Annotated in this window: 16 protein-coding genes, 1 tRNA gene, 1 riboswitch and 1 other annotated feature; of the genes, 7 read left to right on the forward strand and 10 right to left on the reverse strand. The window is 69.0% G+C overall.

Features of this window, described 5'->3' with window-relative positions:
- The first annotated feature begins 48 nt into the window (after positions 1 to 48).
- Positions 49 to 104: a sequence feature (sul1 is cis-regulatory element that is thought to sense ions involved in sulfur or methionine metabolism; They are found in Alphaproteobacteria), on the forward strand.
- Positions 105 to 168: 64 nt separating this feature from the next.
- Positions 169 to 1,644: a SulP family inorganic anion transporter gene (locus BW41_RS14995; RefSeq protein ID WP_037535302.1), complete on the forward strand. Its 1,476-nt coding sequence runs from the start codon at positions 169 to 171 to the stop codon at positions 1,642 to 1,644.
- A 2-nt stretch (positions 1,645 to 1,646) separates the two neighbouring features.
- On the opposite strand, the gene BW41_RS15000 is transcribed toward BW41_RS14995, so the two are convergent.
- Both BW41_RS15000 and BW41_RS15005 read right to left on the reverse strand, forming a co-directional pair.
- Entirely contained in the window at positions 1,647 to 2,654 is a 1,008-nt protein-coding gene (locus BW41_RS15000) for a ferritin-like domain-containing protein (RefSeq protein WP_037535303.1), read from the reverse strand.
- Between the two features lie 25 nt (positions 2,655 to 2,679).
- Positions 2,680 to 3,648: a ferritin-like domain-containing protein gene (locus BW41_RS15005; protein WP_152542332.1), complete on the reverse strand. Its 969-nt coding sequence runs from the start codon at positions 3,646 to 3,648 to the stop codon at positions 2,680 to 2,682.
- 306 nt (positions 3,649 to 3,954) lie between these two features.
- On the opposite strand from BW41_RS15005, the gene BW41_RS15010 reads away from it, so the two are divergent.
- The gene (locus tag BW41_RS15010; protein WP_037535305.1) at positions 3,955 to 6,627 is read left to right on the forward strand and encodes a TonB-dependent receptor; all 2,673 of its coding nucleotides are present in this window, start codon (positions 3,955 to 3,957) and stop codon (positions 6,625 to 6,627) included.
- Positions 6,627 to 7,733: a Ca2+-dependent phosphoinositide-specific phospholipase C gene (locus BW41_RS15015; protein WP_037535306.1), complete on the forward strand. Its 1,107-nt coding sequence runs from the start codon at positions 6,627 to 6,629 to the stop codon at positions 7,731 to 7,733. Before BW41_RS15010 ends, BW41_RS15015 begins: the two co-directional genes overlap by 1 nt.
- Before the next feature lie 16 nt (positions 7,734 to 7,749).
- Here BW41_RS15015 and BW41_RS15020 read toward each other — a convergent pair whose 3' ends face one another.
- The 5 genes from BW41_RS15020 to BW41_RS15040 are packed head-to-tail and all read right to left on the reverse strand — an operon-like array spanning position 7,750 to position 12,993.
- Entirely contained in the window at positions 7,750 to 10,170 is a 2,421-nt protein-coding gene (locus tag BW41_RS15020) for an ABC transporter permease (protein ID WP_037535307.1), read from the reverse strand.
- Positions 10,170 to 10,397: a hypothetical protein gene (locus BW41_RS15025; protein WP_037535308.1), complete on the reverse strand. Its 228-nt coding sequence runs from the start codon at positions 10,395 to 10,397 to the stop codon at positions 10,170 to 10,172. The genes BW41_RS15020 and BW41_RS15025 overlap by 1 nt, the downstream gene beginning before the upstream one ends.
- Before the next feature lie 18 nt (positions 10,398 to 10,415).
- Complete coding sequence (locus BW41_RS15030; protein WP_161773135.1) at positions 10,416 to 11,093, reverse strand: head GIN domain-containing protein; 678 nt, start codon at positions 11,091 to 11,093, stop codon at positions 10,416 to 10,418.
- A 22-nt stretch (positions 11,094 to 11,115) separates the two neighbouring features.
- Positions 11,116 to 11,796 carry an ABC transporter ATP-binding protein gene (locus BW41_RS15035; RefSeq protein WP_037535309.1) on the reverse strand — a complete coding sequence of 227 codons (681 nt, stop codon included), beginning with the start codon at positions 11,794 to 11,796 and terminating at the stop codon, positions 11,116 to 11,118.
- Between the two features lie 12 nt (positions 11,797 to 11,808).
- A complete protein-coding gene (locus BW41_RS15040; RefSeq protein ID WP_235199784.1) occupies positions 11,809 to 12,993 on the reverse strand; it encodes an efflux RND transporter periplasmic adaptor subunit in 1,185 nt (394 codons plus the stop codon).
- A 195-nt stretch (positions 12,994 to 13,188) separates the two neighbouring features.
- Here BW41_RS15040 and BW41_RS15045 point away from each other — a divergent pair, with 195 nt between their 5' ends.
- From BW41_RS15045 to BW41_RS15060, 4 genes are read left to right on the forward strand one after another with little or no spacing between them, the layout of a single operon-like run.
- A complete protein-coding gene (locus BW41_RS15045; RefSeq protein WP_037535311.1) occupies positions 13,189 to 14,442 on the forward strand; it encodes a sigma-54-dependent transcriptional regulator in 1,254 nt (417 codons plus the stop codon).
- Entirely contained in the window at positions 14,432 to 15,598 is a 1,167-nt protein-coding gene (locus tag BW41_RS15050) for a sensor histidine kinase (protein WP_051583520.1), read from the forward strand. The genes BW41_RS15045 and BW41_RS15050 overlap by 11 nt, the downstream gene beginning before the upstream one ends.
- 13 nt (positions 15,599 to 15,611) lie before the next feature.
- Entirely contained in the window at positions 15,612 to 16,769 is a 1,158-nt protein-coding gene (locus BW41_RS15055) for an endo-1,4-beta-xylanase (RefSeq protein WP_037535313.1), read from the forward strand.
- A gap of 23 nt (positions 16,770 to 16,792) precedes the next feature.
- Positions 16,793 to 18,025, forward strand: coding sequence for an SGNH/GDSL hydrolase family protein (locus tag BW41_RS15060; protein WP_037535314.1), 1,233 nt, complete (start codon positions 16,793 to 16,795; stop codon positions 18,023 to 18,025).
- A gap of 18 nt (positions 18,026 to 18,043) precedes the next feature.
- Here BW41_RS15060 and BW41_RS15065 read toward each other — a convergent pair whose 3' ends face one another.
- From BW41_RS15065 to BW41_RS15075, 3 genes are all read right to left on the reverse strand, one after another.
- The gene (locus BW41_RS15065) at positions 18,044 to 19,072 is read right to left on the reverse strand and encodes a methionine synthase (RefSeq protein ID WP_037535315.1); all 1,029 of its coding nucleotides are present in this window, start codon (positions 19,070 to 19,072) and stop codon (positions 18,044 to 18,046) included.
- A 29-nt stretch (positions 19,073 to 19,101) separates the two neighbouring features.
- Positions 19,102 to 20,082 (reverse strand): putative oxygenase MesX, encoded by a 981-nt coding sequence (locus BW41_RS15070; RefSeq protein ID WP_037535316.1) that lies wholly within the window; start codon positions 20,080 to 20,082, stop codon positions 19,102 to 19,104.
- A 117-nt stretch (positions 20,083 to 20,199) separates the two neighbouring features.
- A riboswitch (cobalamin riboswitch) is annotated at positions 20,200 to 20,417 on the reverse strand.
- A 146-nt stretch (positions 20,418 to 20,563) separates the two neighbouring features.
- A tRNA-Met gene (locus BW41_RS15075) sits at positions 20,564 to 20,640 on the reverse strand.
- Positions 20,641 to 20,666 lie beyond the last annotated feature (26 nt).

Raw genomic sequence — 20,666 nt, forward strand, 5'->3', positions numbered from 1 at the left:
GCGCCCTATTGCACCGCAGCATATAAGGCCGTAAGCGGCACCCACTCACCAGGACCCGGTGCAAATCCGGGTGGCTATTCCGGCCGCCGATCCGCCGGACAACGCAAATCCGCTTCCTAGTCATCCGACGCCGAGTCCGGCGGAAGCGGTCCTGCGGACATTCGATATATGACATCCTTCTCCCGTTACCGCGCCGAATGGTTCACCACCGCCGCCGGCGCGCGCCGCGACATCCTCGCCGGCATGGTCGGCACCTTCGCGCTGATCCCCGAGGTGATCGCCTTCTCCTTCGTCGCCGGCATCGATCCGGAGGTCGGCCTGTTCGCCTCCTTCGTCATCGGCATCGTCATCGCCATCGCCGGCGGCCGCCCGGCGATGATCTCCGGCGCCGCCGGTTCGGTCGCGCTGGTCGCCGCCGCGCTGGTCCATGCGCACGGCCTGTCCTATCTGCTTGCCGCGACGGTGCTCGCCGGGCTGCTCCAAATCGTCTTCGGGCTGTGCAAGCTCGACGTGCTGCTGCGCTTCGTCTCGCGGTCGGTGCGCACCGGCTTCGTCAACGCGCTCGCCATCCTGATCTTCTCGGCGCAGGTGCCGCAGCTGCTCGGCGTCGACTGGCATACCTATGCGATGATCGCGCTCGGCCTCGCGATCATCTACCTTGCGCCGCGCGTGACCAAGGCGGTGCCGTCGCCGCTGATCTGCATCGTCGTGCTCACCGCGATCAGCGTCCTGGTCCCGATGCCGCTGCGCACCATCGCCGATCTCGGCCGGCTGCCCGATGCGCTGCCGCGATTCGGCTGGCCGGCGGTGCCGCTCGACTGGCAGACCCTGGCGATCATCGCGCCTTATGCCCTGGCGATGGCCGCGGTCGGGCTGCTCGAATCGATGATGACCGCGACCGTGGTCGACGATCTGACCGAGACGACGAGCAGCAAGGCGCGCGAGTGCAGCGGCCTCGGCCTCGCCAATATCGCCGCGGGCCTGTTCGGCGGCATCGCCGGCTGCGGCATGATCGGCCAAACCGTCGGCAATGTCCGCTACGGCGGACGCGGTCGGCTGTCGACGCTGGTCGCCGGCGTGTTCCTGCTCGTCGTGATGGTGCCGCTGCGGCCCTGGGTCGCACAGGTGCCGGTGGCGGCGCTGGTCGCGATCATGATCATGGTGTCGATCAGCACCTTCGCCTGGGGATCGCTGCGCGACCTCATCAGCCACCCCAAGACGTCGGGCGCGGTGATGCTCGCCACCGTCGCGGTCACCGTCACCACGCACGACCTGTCCGCCGGCGTCGCGGTCGGCGTGCTGCTGAGCGGCGTGTTCTTCGCGTTTAAGGTGACGCGGCTGATGCACGTCGCGGTCGATTACGACGCCGCGACCGATACCCGCCTGTACCGCGTCAGCGGCCAGATCTTCTTCGCCAGTGCGGAGATCTTCGCCGACCATTTCGATCTGGCGGACGATGCGCGCAACGTCCGCATCGACCTGACCGCGGCGCATCTGTGGGACGTCACCGCCGTCGGCACGCTCGACGAGCTGGTCGCCAGGATGCGCCGCCACGGCATCGCGGTCGAGCTGGTCGGGCTCAACGCGGCGAGCGCGATTCTCATCGACCGGCACGCGCAGGAGATGCGCGTACCGGCCGTCTAGGATCAGGCCGCGGTCGATGCCTTGATGTTGCCGTTGACGCCGGCGGGGAAGAAGCCGCCGCTGGTCACCGCGCCGGCGTTGAGGAAGGCGACGTTGAGGACGTCGCCCGTCGAGCGGCCGTAGACGATGCCGTTATTGTCGGCGAGGACGATGCTGGAGGCCGTGCCGCCGTTGACCGTCACCGGGCTGATGCCGACATCGTCATCGGTCGCATTGTCGATCGTGTCGCGGGCGTTCGAAATCTTGTCCGCGTTGGTGCGCAGCGCCGGCATCGCCAGCCCCTTGCGATACAACAGGGTACGCAGCAGGCCCGAGTGATAGGCCTCCACGGCAAGGATGCCCGCCGCCGCATCGAGGATCACCGAACTCGAGATCAGCGAGGCCGCTCCCTTATAGGCGGTGACGCCGACGTCGGAGAGCAGCATGCCGCCGAGCAGCCAGTTCTCGTCCGACGCATAAGGGTTGAACGTGCCGCTCGTCGCATCGACCACGCCCGCGGCGCGCGCCGCGGCGGTGAAGGCGCCGGTCGCGCTGCCGTCGATGTTGATCGCCGGCATCGCCACCGCCGCCGAACCGAGCTGCTGGCGCAGGAACAGGACATGCTGGTTCTCGTCCGCCGCGATCTCGCGCGCATAAGCGGCGACCGAGGCATCGGCGAACGGCACCTTGGCGCCGCCGGTCACCGCGCCCTGCGTGCCGGTACCGGTCTGCGACGATGCGTTGACGCCGGTGCCGAACGCCGCGAACGAATAATAATTCGCCTCGAGATATTCGAGGTTGAGCGCGAAGTTGAGGATGTCGACGTCGCTGGCGACGAGCGAACTGGTCGGCGTGGGCGTCGGTGCCGGCGACGGGATGGCCTTGTCGTCGCCATTGTTACAGGCGGCGAGCAGGCCGGCGGCGCCGGTCACCGCCGCGGCGGTGCCCGCCATGCGCAGAAAGCGGCGGCGTTCGGTACGGCGACGCTCGGCGATATCGAAGACCTCGAGCAGCGTTTCACGATCGATCATGATAATTCCCCTTTGGTGCCGAGGCTCAGCCGTTGGTCGCGGGAGCGTTGTTGGCGCTGCTGCGGATGGTGCCGTTGACCCCGGCCGGGAAGAAGCCGCCGGCGGTGACCTGCGCCTTGTTGAGATAGACGATGTTGAGCACCTGCCCCGTCGTCCGCCCGAAGGCGATGCCGTTGCCGTCGGTCGGAACGATGTTCGACGTGTCCCCTGCCCCCGAGCTGACATAGGCAAGGCCCTGGTCGAGGTCGGTGGTGCCGTCGAGGCTGTCGCGCGCCGCGGAAACGAGTTCGGTGTCGCCGCGGATCGTCGATGCCTTGAGCCCCGGATTGCCGCCGAGCTGGTCGATGGTCGTGCGGATCATGCTGGCATGATAGGCTTCGGCGGCGAGGATGCCGGCGGCGGCATCCAGATAGGTCTTGTTGGTGATCAGCGCCGAGGCGCCCTTATAGGCGGTGACGCCGACGTCCTCGAACAGGAAGGCGCCATAGAGGAAGGCGAGGTCCGAGCTGTACGGGTTGAACGTCGCACCCGCCGGGATCAGCGTCGCCGCCTGCGCCGCGGTGCTGAACGCGCTCGTCGCGCTGACGCCGATGTCGATCGCCGGCTGTGCCACCGCCGCCGACCCCAGCGCCGAGCGCAGGAAGTTGACGTGCGCCAGCTCGTCCTCGGCGATCTCGCGTGCCATCTCGGCGAGCAGGCTGTCCTGGAACGCGACCTTCTGGCCACCGGTCGCGACGACCGGCGTACCGACCCCGGTGATCGACGTCGCCGGGATGCCGGTGCCATAGACGGCATAATAATAGAAGTTCGCCTCGAGATATTCGAGGTTGAGCGCGAAATTGAGGATGTCTGCGTCGGTGAGCGTCGTCTGCGCCTGGGCCTGCTGGCTGACGAGGAAGGCACCTGCGCCCACCGCCGCTGCGCCCACCGCCGCCTTGAAGAAGGCGCGCCGGTCGCGCCGCCGCTCGCCGTGCGCCGCGAGCGTATCGATCATGTCGAGGTCGGTATTCACGCCGGAACTCCCCTTTTATTTCGGATACAGCAACATAGCTGCCGCATTTCCGTTCCATGACAAATGTGGCCACGCCGAAATATTCAGCATTTTCAATGGAGATCGGTTCCGGACCGGCCATAACACTTCCACGCCAGCAATCAGCGTGCTGCACCGCAGCAGAATCCGTCAGCATACCGTTCATAACGTTAGTAAAGACGTCACCGAAGCGACATCGGCGCTACGCCGGCGTGTAACCTTGCCCCCGTAGCGGCGCGGCCAACGGCATAACGCCGGGGGGAATAACTCATGTCTCGCATTTCGCGCCTGCTCGGCGCCACGCTGCCGCTCACCGTCGTCGCGCTCGCCGTCGCACCCGCCGCTGCGCAGACCGCTCCTGCCGATACGACCGCGACCGACGCCGCGGCGCCGGCGGAGGACGGCGATATCGTCGTCAACGGCAGTTACGCGCGCAGCCTTGCCGCCGGCATCGAGACGAAGCGCCGCGCCGCTTACGGCGTCGATTCGATCAATTCGACCGACATCGGCAAATTCCCGACGCAGAACGTCGCCGAGGCGCTGCAGCTCGTCCCCGGCGTCGCGATCACGCGTCCGCGCGGCGAAGGCCTTTACGTCAGCGTCCGCGGCCTCGGCCCGCAGTTCCAGAACACGCAGCTCAACGGCCGTTCGGTCGCGCTCAACGATCTAATCGAGAATGGCGGCGCCAATGGCCGCCAGTTCCGCTTCGAAATGCTGCCCGCCGAATTCACCTCGAGCATCGACGTGGTGAAAACGCCGACCGCCGACATGAGCGAGGGCGCGCTGGGCGGCAATATCGACGTCAAGACCTTTCGCCCGCTCGAGGTCGGCAACAAGACGACGATCAACATGCGCGGCACCTATACCACGCAGACCAAGGACGTGCGCCCGAACATCACGGTATTGACCAGCGCGAAGAACCGCGACGGCACGTTCGGCGTGCTCGCCGGGGCGCAATATTGGGGCAAGACCGTCCGCAACGACCGTTTCATGAATTTCGGCTGGTTGCTCGACCGCTATACCGGCCCGAACGCCGGCAGCATCCCGGCCGGCCTCTATTCGCCGACCCGCACGCGCCCGACCGTCGAGACCGAGGATCGCAAGCGCGTCTCCGGCATCGTGTCCGCACAATGGCAACCGACGCCCGAACTGCAGACGACTATCGACCTGATGGCGACCCGCCTCGACGTCGCCTATGACGAATTCGGCCTCGACATCTATCCCGACGACAGCGGCGTCACCATCGGCGGCATCAAGACCACCTCGCAACTCCAGCCGGGCTATACCGTCGTCGGCGACACGATCACCAAGGCGACGATCAACAATGCGCGCTTCATGGCGTCGCGCGAATACAGCCTCAATCGCCACGATCTCATCACCGCCGGCCTCAAGCAGACGTGGAACCCGGACCGCTGGCATGTCACCGCCAACGTCAACTGGTCGTCTGCGCACAGCTTCCACCCGGACTATAAGACCGGCACGGTCCGCAGCCGCGCGTATTTCTACGGACCGCTGACCTATGACGCGAGCGGCGGCTATCAGCACATGCCGACCTTCACCACGCCGATCGACGTCACCAATCCGGCCAATTACAAGCTTTACCAGTTCAATATCGCGCCCAAGAACAGCAAGGACTGGGATTTCTACTCGCGTCTCGACGTCGGGCATGATTTCGACGGCATCCTGTCGAAGCTGCAGGCGGGCGGCGAATATCACTGGCGCAAGCGCGACTATTTCCGCCGCGACTATCTGATCGACACCGCCACCAACCAGCCGCTGACCAATCTGGGCGCGGGCGCCTATCAGCAGCTTCCCTACGACAATTTCCTGTCGGGGGTCAGCGGCGATGCCTTCCGCAACTGGCTGGTGCCGGTGACGGACGCCTATGTCGGCTCTTTCTTCACCCCAGCCATCGCCGCCTCGCCGCTGTCGCTGGGCGACCGCCGCTCGGCCTTCGTCGTGACGGAGAAAATCGCGGCCGGCTATGTTCGCGCCGATTACCGGTTCGACGCGGGTCAAATCCCGGTCAGCGGCAATGTCGGCGCGCGTTACGTCCACACCGATCAGGTGGCGAGCGGCACGCTGACCTCGGGCAGCACCTATACACCGGTCAGCTATCCCAAGACGTTCAACAACGTCCTGCCCAGCTTCAACCTGCGCGCCGACCTGACTTCGAAACTCGTCGGCCGCCTCGCGGCGAGCCGGGTGCTGACCCGACCGAACGTCACCGACACCGCGCCGCGCATCACCGTCTCGACCGACGCGCCGACCGCCAGCGGCGGCAACCCGCAGCTCGTCCCCTTCCTCGCCACCCAGTTCGACGGGTCGATGGAATGGTATTTCGCGCCGTCCGGCCTGCTGTCGGGGGCGGTCTTCTACAAGGCGATGGACGATTACATCACCCAGTCGAATACGCAGATCAACATACCGGGCCGCGGCACCGTCCGCCTCTCCAGCTCGGTCAACGGCGGCAATGCCAAGGTGTACGGCGCCGAGGCGGCATACAGCCAGGTCTTCACCTTCCTGCCCGCGCCGTTCGACGGCTTCGGCGTGCAGGGCAGCTACACCCACACAGAAGTGAAGGCGGATTACACCGCCGGGTCGCGGACCATCAAGGATCAGCTGATCGGCCTGTCGAAGAACAGTTTCAACCTGGTCGGCTTCTACGACAAGGGGCCGTTGTCGGCGCGGCTCTCCTATGTCTGGCGCGACAAATATCTGTCGAGCACGGGCAGCACGGTGCAGGCACCGACCTATGTCGCCGCCTTCGGGTCGCTCGACGGCCAGCTGTCGGTGCGTGCCGCCGAGAATCTGACGCTCAGTCTTGAGGGCATCAACATCGCAGGAGCCCATCAGGATACGTATAATGACAACAGCCTGCGGTTCGGCGAGATCAACTATTACGGCCGGACGATCCTGTTCGGCATTCGGGCGGAATTCTGATGCGCACGGTCATCGCCCTGGCCGCGGCGGTCATATCGGTGGGAGCCGCGCTGGCCGCTCCCGCCACGCGCCCGGCGCTGCGGATGAACGACATCCAGGTCGTCGGCTCGCATAATAGCTTCAAGGCGCGTATCCCGGCGGCGGTAATGCGGAGCCTGCGCGCGCGCGATCCGAAGCTTGCCGATGCGCTCGATTATTATCATCTGCCGCTCGCCGCGCAGCTCGACGCCGGGGTGCGCCAACTCGAGATCGACATCTTCGCCGATCCCGCCGGCGGCCGCTATGCCGATCCCAAGGGTGAGGCGATCGCCCGCGCGGCGGGGGAGGCGACCGGCTTCGATCGCGCCGCGATGCTGCGCCCCGGCTTCAAGGTGTTCCACATTCCGGACGTGGATTATATCTCGACCTGCGTGACGCTGCGCCGCTGCCTGGGCGAGATCGACGCCTGGTCGCGCGCGCATCCGCGGCATTTGCCGATCATGGTGACGATCAACGCCGCCGATACGCCCGACAAGGACGGGCGGGTGAGCCCGCCGCTGCCGCTCGACCAGCCTGCGCTGCTCGACGCGCTCGATGCCGAGATCCGCGCCGCGCTCCCCGGCAAGCGGCTGATCACCCCCGACGAAGTCCGCGGCGCCGCGCCGACGCTCCACGCCGCGGTGACGACGCACGGCTGGCCGTCGCTCGCGGCGACGCGGGGGCGCGTCTACGTGCTGTTCGACGTGCGCGACGCGGTGTCCGCGGTCTATCGCGCCGGCCATCCCTCGCTGGCCGGGCGCGCGATGTTCGGCTGGTATCCCGCCGGCGCGCCCGAGGCGGCGATCGAGATCGTCCAGGATCCGATCGCCGATGGCGCGGCGATCCGCCGCTGGGTCGAGGCGGGGCTGATCGTCCGCACCCGCACCGACGCCAACACCGTCGAGGCGCGCGGCCACGATCTGCGCAAGGCCGAAGCCGCTGCGGCGAGCGGCGCGCAGGCGGTCAGCACCGATTATTACCCCGGCGCGCCCGATCCCGCCAGGCTCGCCTTCCACGTCACGCTGCCCGGCGGCGTGATGGCGCGCTGCAACCCGGTACGCACCACGGGTTGCCGGCTCGACCCCTGACGCCGCCGGCGCTGCGTCATTCGTGACGCAGCGCCCAGGCGGGGGCGGCGCGGCTCGCGCGCAGCGACTGGCCGAGCACGGTGAGCACCGCGATCGCCGTCGCGATCAGGCTTGCCGCGACGAAGTAGAGCGGCGACAGCGCGATCCTATCGTCGAACCCCGCCAGCCACGTCCGCATCGCCAGATAGGCGAGTGGCCAGGCGACGAGATTGGCGACCAGCACCGGCCGCAGGAACTGGCCGACGAGCAGCCGCACGATATCGGCGGAGGAGGCGCCCAGCGTCTTGCGGATGCCGATCTCCTTGACCCGCCGCTGCGTGTTGAACGAGGCGAGGCCCCACAGGCCGACGCAGCCGATCAGCACCGCCAGTCCGGCGCCGATGCCGAACAGGCGGGTGGCGCGATCGTCGGCGGCGTAGAAGCGTGCGAGCCGCTCGTCGGCGGTCTTGCCCGCGAACGGCACCTGCGGCGCCATCCGCTGCCACACCTGCCGCACGCGGGCGAGCATATCGCGCGGATCGCCGGTGAAGCGCAGCGCCGCCACCGTGACGAAGTTCAGCTCGAGCGGATCGGGCGTATAGTAATAATAGGTCGCCGCGATCGGATCGTGCGGCGAGACGAAGCGGATATCGGGCACCACGCCGACGATCGTCCGCGGCCGGTCGCCGCCGACGGTCTTGCCGATCGCCTCCTGCGGCGAACGGAAGCCGAGCGTCGTCACCGCCTTGCGGCTGATCAGGATGTTGACGCCGACGCCAAGGTTTTGCTTGGCGCGATTGTCGGCGGCATGCGCATCGTCGAACAGACGCCCGGCGATCGGAGTGATAACATAGGTGTCGAAGAACCCCGGTCCGACATCGACCCAGTTGAGCGACGGCCCTGACCCGGCGACCCCCGGCAGCGGCACGTTGTCGCTGCTTGAGCTGCCGCTGCCGCCGACAGTGGCGTTGGCGGTGCCGATCGCGGTCACCCCGGGCAGCGCGCGCAGGGTCGCGAGGATCTCACGCGCGCGGGCCTTGCCGATCTGTGGGTCGGCGAGCGAGGGCACGATGATCAGCCCCTCGCGCGGATAGCCGACGTCGGCGTTGCGGACGTAGCGAGTCTGCGCGACGAGCACCGCGGTGCCGATCATGAAGGCGATGGCGAGCCCGAACTGGAAGACGACGAGCGCCTCGCGCACCCGCGTCCCCGCACGGCCACCGCCCGGCGCGCGCGCCGAGGCGAGCACCGCCGCCGCCGGTACACGCGCCAGCAGCACCGCCGGGTAGAAGCCCGCGGCGATGCCGATCACCACCGCCAGCGCGACCAGCGCCGGCACCACCACAGCATAGGGGATGGTCAGCGACAGCCCGCCCGCGGCATTGACCAGCGGCAGGCCGAGTTCGGCAAGGATCAGCCCGAGCAGCGCCGCCAGCCCCGCGGTCAGCACCGCCTCGCCGAGGAACTGGCGGATTAGCGCCCCGCGATCCGCGCCGAGCACCTTGCGCATCGCCACCTCGCGTGCGCGCAGGCCGGCGCGGGCGGTGGCGAGGTTGACGTAATTGACCATTGCTATCAGCAGCGTCAGCAAGCCGACCAGCCCGAGGGTGACGACGGTGAGCCGCGTCCCCTCACCGACATTCGGCGCGAGATGCACGTCATCGAGTGGCATCAGCGCGATCGCGATCGACTTGGACGGCGATGGGCCCATGTCATGCGTCGCCCGGCGATCGACGAACGCCGGCAACCTCTGTTCGTAGGCGCGCGCCGCCGCCGGCGTGTCGAAGCGCAGATACGTCGCCAGCGACGTGCTGCCCCAGTGCGTCCATTGCGGATTCGGCGGGTTTCGCGGCAGGCGGATCAGGATCGTCGCCTGCATCTCGCTGTTCTTGGGCAGATCGCGGAAGATGCCGGTCACGCGATAGCGTTGCGGCCCCTCCCCGACGATCGTCATCGTCTGACCGATCGGATCGCTGCTGCCGAAATAGCGTTTGGCGAGGCTCTCGCTGATCACCGCACCGCTCGGCGTTGCCAGACTCTGGCGGCCGCTGCCGCGTACCATCGGCAGGTCGAAGACGTCGAAGAAGCTCGCATCGACCTGCGCGACATCCTCCTGCGTCGCGACGCCGTTGCGCAGCACGCTGCCGCCGTTGCGTCCGCCGCTCCATCGCGTGCCGACTGTGCCGGGGAAATCCTCACGCAATTGCGTGAGCAGATCGCCCATCGTCTCGCCCGACGGACCATTGAACGGGCTCCCCGGCAAATCCCACACCGTCTCGACCAGATAGATCCGGTCATGGTTCGGCAGCCAGCGTTCGAAACTCGTCTCGAACCGCACGTACAGGCCGAGGACGAGGAACACCGCGATCCCCACCGCCAGGCCGCCGATGTTGAGCGCGGCATAGAGTTTGTGGCGGATCAGCGAACGATAGAGCGACAGCAGCGCAAAGCGGTTCATCAAAGGGGCTCCGTCACGGAAGGCGGCGTGCCGCTCGACCCATCGATCGCGATCGACAGATGGCCGGCACGCCCGAAGGAGATCGCGCCCGACCCGCGCCAGCGCAGCCGCACCTCGTCGACATGGACGTGGGCGAGCAGCACAGCGACGGCGACCGCCACGACGATCAGGGCGATGTCGCGCAGCGGGCTGGGCGGCTGGCAGCGGGGGTCAGGGGCGGACGACATGGCGAGGGGCGGGCCGGCTCAGCCGCAGCGCACGATGGCGCTGCCGCTCTTATGGATCGCGCAGCGGCCGCCGCCGCCGATGCGGATCAACCCGCTGCCGCCGGCATCGATATCGGCGCTGCGCGTCGCGGTCGCGGCGATCTCGCCCGATCCGCCCATCGTGACGCGGACGGACGGGGCGGCGAGCGCGCGCGTGTCGATCTTGCCCGATCCGTCGAGCGCGATTCCCACCGTGCCGGCGCGTCCGGCCGCGACGATCGATCCCGATCCCGGCAGCGCGAACCGCGCCGCCTCGGCATCGAGCCCGTCGACGCGCAGCGTGCCCGATCCGCTGATCGAGCCGGTGAAGGTGCGGCCGGTCGCCGACGCGATGCGGATCGAGCCGGAACCGGGGATCGCCGCGGCGCGCAGCTGCGGCACCGTCACGGTGACACGCGCGCCCGTGTCGCGCCAGTTGCCCGGACGGCGGCCGACGCGCAGCGTATCGCCGCGCACGTCGATCGCCAGCGCCGCGACCGCGCGCGGATCGCCGCTGGCGACGACCGAGCGTGTCGCGCCGGCGACGACGACGACGCTGTCCGCCCCGGTCAGCTCGACCGCGTCGAACGCGCCGACGGCGAAGCTGCGCGGCGGCGCATCCTGGGCGATTGCGGGCACGGCAAGTCCGGCGAGGAGAAGGGTGAGACGAGGACGCATGGGGATAGCCTTTCGTTGACGGTCAGAGGGCACGGGCGGCGGAGGCGACGATGCGGCCGTCGAGCATGTCGATGCGGCGCTTGGCCATGTCGGCATGGCTCGGCGAATGGGTGACCATCACGATCGTCGCGCCGTCGTCGTTGAGGCCGGCGAGGATGTTCATCACCTGCTCGCCGTTGCTGGTGTCGAGGTTGCCGGTCGGCTCGTCGGCGAGGATCAGCGACGGATTGCCGACGATCGCGCGCGCGATCGCCGCGCGCTGCTGCTGGCCGCCCGACAATTGGTGGGGATAGTGGCGCGCGCGATGCGCGATGCCGACCTTGTCCATCGCCGCGGCGACGCGTTCGCGCCGCCCCTGCACCGCCTCCTTGCGATAGGCGAGGCCGAGCGTGACATTCTCCTCGATCGTCAGATCGTCGATCAGGTTGAAGCTCTGGAAGACGAAGCCGAGGTGGGCGCCGCGGAACCGCGCCAGCGCCGCCTCGTCGAGCGTCGCCAGGTCCCGCTCGCCGAACAGATAGCGCCCGGCGCTCGGCCGATCGACCGTGCCGAGCGTGTTGAGCAGCGTCGACTTGCCGCACCCCGACGGCCCCATGATCGCGACGAACTCGCCGGCCGCGACGTGCAGGTTGATGTCGTGCAGCGCGGTCGTCTCGATCTCGTCGGAGACGTAGCGGCGCTGGATATTCTCGAGCCGGATCACGGGTTCGTCCTTTCAGCGGAGGTTGAGGAGGTCGCCCTTCACGGACGCCGTCGAGGAGGTGATGATGCGATCGCCGGGGGCGAGGCCGCTGCGGATCTCGACCTGTTCGGCGTTGCGCCGGCCGATCGTGATCGCGCGCCGCCGCGCATGGCCGCCGTCCGCATCGAGCACGAACACCGAACTGCCGCCGGTATCGAGCCAGCCGCCGATCGGCGCGACCAGCGCCGGCTGCGTGCTGCCGAGCGTGATGCGGACATCGATCGTCTGGCCGCGGTTGAGTCCGGCGGGAGCCTGGCCCGCGAACATGAGCTCGACGCGGAAGCGGCCGTCCTTGACCGCGGGCAGCACCTTGCTGACCGTCGCGCGCGCCGTGCCCGCCTGCGCCGACTGGCCGACCGCGACGCGGCCGAGATAATATTCGTCGACATCGGCGAGCAGCTTCCACGCACCCTCGCTGTCGACCTGTCCGGCGGGGTCGCCGGGCTTGAGCGACTGGCCGGGCTGGAGCGTGAAGTTGGTCAGCCGTCCGCCCGCGGGCGCGCGGATCACCAGCGCGTCGAGCCCCGACCGCACCATCGCCAGATTGCCCGACAGCCGCGTCCGCGTGTCGGCGAGCCGCGCCGCCTGCAATGCGGTGATCCGCGCCTCGCTCGCGCCGCCCGCCTGCAACTGCTTGACGCGCTGTTCCTGATAGGCGGCGGCCTCGGCGAAGCTCTTGACGCCCGCGTCGGAGACGATGCCCTTGTCGTAGAGCTGCTGGCGGATCGACAGGTCGCGCCGCGCCTTGATCAGGTCGTAATGCGCCTGCGCGAGCTGCCCGGCACGGTCGAGCCGGTTGCGCTCGATCGCCAGATCCTGTCCCGACACGTCACCCAATTGCCCCGCGATCTGCGCCTCGCGGGTCAGCACCTCGAGCCGCAGTTCGGGATTGGCGAGCCGGGCAAGCGGCTGACCCGCCGCGACCATCGCGCCGTCCTGGACCAGCAGCGTCTCGACCTGCCCGCCGGCGAGCACCCCGACCAAGGTCGTTAGCCGCGGCGCGACGGTGGCGCGCACCGGCAGGTAATCGGCGAAGGGCGCCCGCGTCACCGGGCCGGTCTCGATCGTCGCGGCGGCGATGTCGGTCGATCCCGCCGCCGGCAGCAGCCGCCAGATCGCCAGCGCCGCCAGCAGCGCGACGGCCGCGCCGATCACCACGCGCCGCCGCCACCACGGCCGCGGCCTGGGCGCGACGCGCCGATCCATCCCCGCGCCGGCAGAAGCATTTGCGTGTAACGAGGGTTCGGTCATCATGCGAACAGTGTCGCCGATCCTGTCCGAAAAGCCTAAATCACTATGAATGAACGATTTTCTTCCGATCCCTGCGCGCCCGACCGTTCGCCTGCGGACACAGTGTCCGGCGATGGACAGTCGGATGAGGCGTCAAGCCCGCGCATCCTGCTGATCGACGACAATCCCGCGGTGGCACGGGCGATGGAGATCGCCTTCCGTCTCGCCGGTCATCGCTTCGACGTCGCCGTTGATCCCGAGGAGGGCCTGTCGCGGCTCGCCCGCCACCGCTACGACGCGATCCTGCTCGATCTCAACTTCACCGCCGGCCGCGCCGATGGCGAGGAGGGGCTCGCCTGCCTTGCGCGGATCATCGCCGCCGATCCTGCCGCCTGCGTGCTGGTGCTCACTGCGCACAGCGGCATCCGCATCGCCGTCGCGGCGATGCAGAGCGGCGCGCGCGACTTCGTGATGAAGCCGTGGCGCAATGCCGAGTTGATTGCCAAGGTCACCGCGGCGATCGCCCGCGGCCCGCTCGCGGCCGCCGCCGCGCCCACCGTACCGGGATCGCCGCCGCCGGTGCTGATCGGCGACAGCGCGGCGATGCAGCAGCTGCGCGCGCTGATCGCCCGCGTCGGCCCGACGCCGGCGAGCGTCTCGATCAGCGGCCCGCCCGGCAGTGGCCGCAGCCTCGCGGCGAGTGCGATCCACGCCGCGTCGCGCGATCCGGCGCCGCCGCTGCGCCTCGACCTGCGCGACGCCGCCGACTGGCCGCGGCTCGATGGCGCGCCGGCGACGTTGATCCTGCGCCGCCCCGACGCGCTCGACGCGCAGGCGCAGCAACGGCTGGTCGATCGCCTGCCCGCCGACACGCGCTGCATCGCGATCGTCGACGATGCGGCCGCGCTGATGCCGGCGCTGCGCCGGCGGATCGCGACGCTCGATATCGCCATGCCGCCGCTCGCCGCGCGCGCGGGTGACGCGCTGCTGCTCGCACGCCATTTCCTGCGGGCCGCCTGCGACCGGTTCGATCGCCCATCCGCTCAGTTCACCGAGGCGGCGGCGGCGCTGATCCTCGCCACCGACTGGCCCGATTCGGTGCGCGGACTCGCGCTCGCGGTGGAACGGGCCGCTTTGCTCGCCGAGGGCGACCGGATCGACGCCGCCTCGCTCGCGCTGCCCGAGTCCGCCCCCCCCCCCGCCGCTGCCGCTGCCGCCACGCCGGTCGCCGAGCCGGGCTTCGCGCTGTCGCAGGCCGAACGCGCGACGATCGAAGCGGCGTTGCGCGAACATCGCCACAACGTCAGCCACGCCGCGGCAGCGCTCGGCATCAGCCGCGGCGCACTCTACCGGCGGATGGCGCGCTATGGGCTCTGACATCCCGCGCCCCTTGGCGACCGCGCTCGCCCTGTTCGGCTGCGGTATCGTCGCCGCGGCGGCGTGGCGCTGGCAATTGTGGGGATCGGTCAGCGGCGCGCTGCTCGTCGCGCTCTGGCTCGCGTTGCGCAGCCTCGTCGTCGCACCACCGCCGCCGCGCCACGATGCCCCGCCCGTCGCGGACCCCTTCGCCAACCGGCTGTTGCTCGATGCTGCGCCGACGCCGATGCTGGGCATCGAGGCGGAGCAGGTGCGCGCGCTCAACCGCGCCGCGCGCGCGATGTTCGCGACCGACGACCGGGTGCTGCCGCCGCCGCCCGCGCTGCTGTCGCGCGATACCCGCTATCTGCGCCATGCCGAGCGCCGCTGGCGGATCGACCGCGTCGTTCTCACCGCGCGCGGCGGCGAGCGGATCGTCGCCGCGCTGGTCGACAGCGAACAGGAGGAACGCGTCGCCGAGGCGCGCGCCACCGGCGAGATGATCCACGTCCTCGGCCATGAGCTGCTCAACGGCCTCGCACCGATCGTCTCGCTCGCCGACAGCGGCGTCGCCGCGCTCGACCGGCCCGCGCCCGATCTGCCGCTGCTCCGCGAGATCCTGACGACGCTCGCCCGCCGCACCGAAGGCTTGCAGCGCTTCACCGAAGCCTATCGCGCGCTCGCGCGCCTGCCCGAGCCGCAGCGTCGCGCAGTCTCGCTTACCCCGCTCGCCGACGATCTCGCCCGGCTGTTCGCGGTGCGCTGGCCGCAGGTGCGCCTGATCTGCGACGCGGCGGCGTTGCCCGACTGGTCGATCGACCGCGACCAGATCAGCCAGGCGCTCTGGGCGCTGCTCCAGAATGCCGCGGAGGCGGCGCTGGCGAGCGCGGCCGATCCGCGGGTGACGCTCGCACTGCACGTCGACGGTCGGACGCTGGCCTGCCATGTCGGCGACAATGGCGGCGGCATCGCCGCGGCGGACGTCGCCCGCATCTTCCGCCCGTTCCACACGACCAAGGCCGACGGCACCGGCGTCGGCCTCAGCCTCGCGCGGCAGATCGCCCATGCGCATGGCGGCACGCTGACCCTCGCCTCCGCGGTGCCGGCGCATTTCATCCTTTCCATTCCGTACCTTGACGCGGACGTCCGGGTCGCGAATGATTGCGCTAACAATTAAGAGAGGATCGAGCATGTCACCGACCCGCCGCGACCTGCTCGTCGCTGCCACCGCGGTCGCGGCCAGTGCCGCCACCGCGCCGCTCGCCGCCGCCGCGCCGCTCGCCGCCGCCGTGCCCGACAGTCTCCAAGCGATCGCCGCGCGACGCGGTCTGCGCTTCGGCAGCGCAGTGCCGTGGCAAGCGGGCGGCCGCAACGGCGTGCCGCTCGCCGACCCGGCTTATGCGCGGCTGATCGCGGCGCAATGCGGGCTGATCGTCGCCGAGAACGAGATGAAGTGGCAACATCTCCGCCCGAGCCCCACCACCTTCGCCTTCGGCCATTTCGATGCGATCATGGCCTGGGCGGAGCGCGAGCATCTCGCGGTCCGCGGCCACAATCTGCTCTGGCATCAACCGAAATGGCTGCCGCGCTGGCTCAACGACTATGATTTCGGCGCGCAGCCGCATGCCGCCGCCGAAACCCTGCTCACCACGCATATCCGCACCGTGATGAACCGCTACGGCCGCCGCATCGCCAGCTATGACGTCGTCAACGAAGCGGTGCGGCCGGAGGATGGCACCCTCTACGACACGTCGCTGTCGAAGGCGCTCGGCGGTGCGGAGCCGACGCTCGACCTCGCCTTCCACACCGCGCGCGCCGCGGCGCCCGACGCGCAACTCGTCTACAATGACTATATGAGCTGGGAGCCCGGCAACGCCAAACATCGCGCCGGCGTGCTGCGGCTGCTCGAAGGCTTCCGCCGGCGCAACGTGCCGGTCGACGCGCTCGGGCTGCAATCGCATCTCGTCACTCAAGGGCCCGACGGCACGGCGAGCGCGGCGCAATTGCAGGGCGAATGGCGGCGCTTCCTCGATGCGGTGACCGCGATGGGCTATGGCCTGCTGATCACCGAGCTCGACGTGCGCGACAATCACCTGCCCGCCGCGATCGCCCCGCGCGACCGGGCGGTCGCCGATTTCACCCGCGCCTATCTCGACGTGACGCTCGCCTATCCCAAGCTGCGCGACGTGCTGTGCTGGGGATTGAGCGACGCGCACAGCTGGATCGAGGGGTTCGAGCCGCGCCCCGACCATGCCAAGCGCCGCCCGACGCCCTATGACGTCGCGCTCCGCCCCAAGCCGATGCGTGCGGCGATCGCCGCGGCGCTGGCGGCGGCACCCGCGCGCTGAACGCCGAGACACAGGAGAGACGGATGACAGGACGATACGGACGCGCGGCGCTGCTGCTCGCGGCGCTGGCGGGTGGTACGGCCCTCTCCGCCCAGACGCCGATGGCGCGCTGGGTGCCCGCCTGGGGATCGGCGCAGATGGTCGCCACCGCGGCGGACGCCGAACGGATCGCCGCGATCGGCCCGGTGACGATCCGCCAGGTCGTCCACCTCTCCGCCGGCGGCACCCGCGTCCGCGTCCGCCTGTCGAACGTCGCCGGTGACGCGGCGCTACGCATCGACGCCGCCGCCCTCGCCCGCGGCGCCCCCGGTTCGGCGACGGTACGCGACGGCGCGCCGCTGACCTTCGCCGGCGCGCGCACCACCGTCATCCCGCCGGGCGCGGAGGTCTATTCGGACCCGCTGCCGCTCGCCACCCGCGCCGGCGACGATCTCGCGATCAGCCTGTTCCTCGCCAAGCCGCCGATCCGCCACACCGGTCATCCCGGTGCCCGCGCGACGAACTACGTCACCGCCGGCGATCATGTCGCCGCCGAGACGCTGCCCGATGCGCAGGCGATCGGCGGCTGGTGGGATCTCGCCGATGTCGAGGTGAGTGGCGGCAAGACGGATGCGGCGATCGTCGCGATCGGCGATTCGATCACCGACGGCCGCGGCGTCCGCGACAATGCCAACACGCGCTGGACCGACGTGCTGGCCCGCCGGCTCGGCGGCAATGCCCGCACCGCGCATCTGGCGCTGGTCAACGCCGGCATCGGCGGCAACCATATCCTCACCGACGGGCTCGGGCCCAGTCTGCTGGCGCGCTTCGACCGCGACGTCATCGCCCGGCCCAACGTCCGCTATGCCGTCGTGTTCGAGGGCGTCAACGATCTCGGCGGGCTGACGCGCGAGGCGCCCGTCGACCCGGTGAGCCAGCGCGCGCTCTACGATTCGATCGCCGCGGCCTTCCGCGAACTCGCCGCGCGTGCGCATGCGCATGGCATCACGCTGATCGGCGCGACGATCACGCCGCTGGTCGGGAACGATTATTATCACGCCACCCCGCCGACCGAGGCGACGCGGCAGCGGCTCAACACGCTGATCCGCAGCGGCGGCATCTTCGATGCGGTGATCGACTTCGACGCGGTGGTGCGCGATCCCGCGCATCCTGACCGGCTGCTCCCCGCCTATGACACCGGCGACCACCTCCACCCCAATGAGGCGGGCTATCGCGCGATGGGCGACGCGGTCGCGCTGCGCCTGTTCGGCGGCTAGCGCGACCGCGGAGCGCGACTAGCCCGCCAGCTCGGCGCGAACGATCGCCGCGCCCGCCGCCAGCGCGTGCAGCTTGCCGCGGGCGACGGCGCGCGGCAGCGGCGCCAGGCCGCAATTGGTCGCGGCCCACAATTTGTCGGCGTCGACGAAACGCAAGGCGTTGCGCAGCGTCGCCGCGACCGCCTCCGGCGTCTCGACCATGTCGGTGGCGACGTCGATCGCCCCGACCATCACCGTCTTGCCGCGGACCAGCTCGATCAGCTCCATCGGCACGCGCGAATTCTGGCATTCGAGCGAGATGATATCGATCGTCGAGCGCTGGAGGTTGGGGAAGGTCCGCTCATATTGCCGCCATTCGGCGCCGAGGCTCTGCTTCCATTCGGTATTGGCCTTGATGCCATAGCCATAGCAGATGTGCACCGCGGTCTTCGCCTTCAGTCCCTCGGCGGCGCGCTCCAGCGTCGCGATGCCCCAGTCGTTCGCCTCGTCGAAGAAGACGTTGAACGCCGGCTCGTCGAACTGGATGATGTCGACCCCCGCCGCCTCGAGCTCGCGGGCCTCGTCGTTGAGGATGCGGGCAAATTCCCAGGCGAGTGTCTCGCGGCTATGATAATGGTCGTCGTAGAGCGTATCGATCATCGTCATCGGCCCGGGCAGCGTCCATTTGATCGGCCCGGCGGTCTGCGCCCGCAGGAAGCGCGCATCCTCGACGAATACCGGCGCGGGGCGCGACACCGCGCCGACGACGGTCGGCACGCTCGCGTCATAGCGGTTGCGGATGCGGACGGTGGCGCGCTGGGTGAAATCGACGCCGCGCAGATGTTCGATGAAGGTGGTGACGAAATGCTGCCGCGTCTGCTCGCCATCGCCGATGATCGTGATGCCGGCCTGCCGCTGATCGTCGACTGCGAGGCGCAGCGCGTCCTGCTTGCCCGCGACCAGCGCGTCGCCGGAGAGATTCCACGGCGACCACAAGGTCTCCGGCTGCGCGAGCCATGAGGGTTTGGGCAGGCTGCCAGCGGTGGTCGTCGGCAAGAGGTGGGTCATGTTGGTCTGTCCTTCTGGCATCGGGCCGGTCACAGGCCGCAGGTCGCGGACCAGCGCGCGAGCGTCGCGCCGTGCGGCTCGATCAGATGCTGTTGCGCATAGCGTCCCTGGTCGACGGCGAGGCGGCTGCGTTCCTCGCGATCGTAGACGATGCGCGTCAGTGAATAATCCTGGCTCGACAGGCTCGGCCGATAGGCGGCGGCGGCGACGGCGTTGGCGTTGTAGATCTCGGGCCGGTAGATCTTCTGGAAGCTTTCCATCGTGCTGATCGTGCTGGCGAGTTCGCCATTGCTGTAATCGCTGACCAGATCGCCGATATGATAGAAAGCGAGCGGCGCGGCGCCGTGCGGCGGCAGGAAATAGCGCGCGGTCATTCCCATCTTGGCGAAATAGGCGTCGGTCAGCGACGCCGCCTCGGTCTGATATTCGATGCCGAGGATCGGGTGCAGATTGGCGGTGCGGTGATAGACCGCCTGACTCGACACGCTGAGGCAGATGACCGGCGGTTTGTCGCAGCGGGCGCGATAGCCATAGGACCGCAACAGATGCCGGAACAGCTTGCCGTGCAGATCGCCGAACTGCGGCGGCGGTTCGCCCTGCCCGGTCCGCTGGCGATGCTCGGGCAGCACGACGCTGAAGTCGTAGTCGCGCAGGTAGGAGGAGAAATTGTTGCCGACGATGCCGGGGAGCCGGGTGCCGCTGCGCCGGTCGATGACATGGGTTTCGAGCATCTCGATCAGCGGGAAGGCGGGTTCGCCGGCGCCCAGGTCCAAACCGATCGAGAGGATATCGAGGCTGACACCATAGCGGTCGCCGGTCGGATTGTCCCAGTCCATCAGCGCGTTGAACCGCCGGTCGATCATCATCAGCGTCGCGCGCAGATTGTCGCGGCGCCGCTCGCCGCGCGCCAGATTGGCGAAGTTGGTGGTGATCCGCGTATCGTCGGCGGGGCGATACTCTTCGTCGAACGGAATGCTGCCGAACGTGAATGTGACGTCGCTGTCGGTCATGACTCACCTGCTTGTATCGGCAGAGGTCAAGGCAAGAGCGCACACGGCCGCATCGCTTCGGCGTCGCCGCCGAATCCTGCATCGCGCGCGATCCACCGGAGCAACCCCCGTCCGAGGAACGTTATCGCGTCGGAGGCAGGTCTCCTGGCTCACGGGTCATCACGGTGGTTCCGGCCTTCCCGGGCGCACGCACCCAGTGACACATGAAGGAACCGCCGCTCGCCGCTTACAGTTGCGGGGGCAGCGCCGGATTCTGTCCCGAAGGACACCACCGGCTTCCCGTCTTAGCCCCATCGCCGCGAGCGGAAATGGGGAACCTCGACACGACGGTTCAACACCATCGGGCGGGTGTCGTCAATCCTGACATAAAGATATCTTTATATCTTGATGTCGCGGTGGACGAGGGTGTCTTCGGCTGGACAGCCCGGAACGCACGAAAGCCCCGGGCCGTGGGGGCTGGGGCATTGGTGGTGTTTTGGGATGGTTGCGGGGACAGGATTTGAACCTGTGACCTTCAGGTTATGAGCCTGACGAGCTACCGGGCTGCTCCACCCCGCGACACTGGGTGTTGTGCGGGGTTGTGC

Source organism: Sphingomonas sp. RIT328 (genome assembly GCF_000632225.1).
Taxonomy (GTDB): Bacteria; Pseudomonadota; Alphaproteobacteria; order Sphingomonadales; family Sphingomonadaceae; genus Sphingomonas; species Sphingomonas kyungheensis.

Excerpts from the sequence above, each read along its gene's own strand:
- BW41_RS15070 (WP_037535316.1), bottom strand. The coding sequence starts at position 20,082 with ATGACCGACAGCGACGTCACATTCACGTTCGGCAGCATTCCGTTCGAC.
- BW41_RS15005 (WP_152542332.1), bottom strand. The coding sequence starts at position 3,648 with ATGATCGATACGCTCGCGGCGCACGGCGAGCGGCGGCGCGACCGGCGC.
- BW41_RS15030 (WP_161773135.1), bottom strand. The coding sequence starts at position 11,093 with ATGCGTCCTCGTCTCACCCTTCTCCTCGCCGGACTTGCCGTGCCCGCA.
- BW41_RS15055 (WP_037535313.1), top strand. The coding sequence starts at position 15,612 with ATGTCACCGACCCGCCGCGACCTGCTCGTCGCTGCCACCGCGGTCGCG.
- BW41_RS15015 (WP_037535306.1), top strand. The coding sequence starts at position 6,627 with ATGCGCACGGTCATCGCCCTGGCCGCGGCGGTCATATCGGTGGGAGCC.
- BW41_RS15000 (WP_037535303.1), bottom strand. The coding sequence starts at position 2,654 with ATGATCGATCGTGAAACGCTGCTCGAGGTCTTCGATATCGCCGAGCGT.
- BW41_RS15010 (WP_037535305.1), top strand. The coding sequence starts at position 3,955 with ATGTCTCGCATTTCGCGCCTGCTCGGCGCCACGCTGCCGCTCACCGTC.
- BW41_RS15060 (WP_037535314.1), top strand. The coding sequence starts at position 16,793 with ATGACAGGACGATACGGACGCGCGGCGCTGCTGCTCGCGGCGCTGGCG.
- BW41_RS15050 (WP_051583520.1), top strand. The coding sequence starts at position 14,432 with ATGGGCTCTGACATCCCGCGCCCCTTGGCGACCGCGCTCGCCCTGTTC.
- BW41_RS15020 (WP_037535307.1), bottom strand. The coding sequence starts at position 10,170 with ATGAACCGCTTTGCGCTGCTGTCGCTCTATCGTTCGCTGATCCGCCAC.
- BW41_RS15025 (WP_037535308.1), bottom strand. The coding sequence starts at position 10,397 with ATGTCGTCCGCCCCTGACCCCCGCTGCCAGCCGCCCAGCCCGCTGCGC.
- BW41_RS15065 (WP_037535315.1), bottom strand. The coding sequence starts at position 19,072 with ATGACCCACCTCTTGCCGACGACCACCGCTGGCAGCCTGCCCAAACCC.
- BW41_RS14995 (WP_037535302.1), top strand. The coding sequence starts at position 169 with ATGACATCCTTCTCCCGTTACCGCGCCGAATGGTTCACCACCGCCGCC.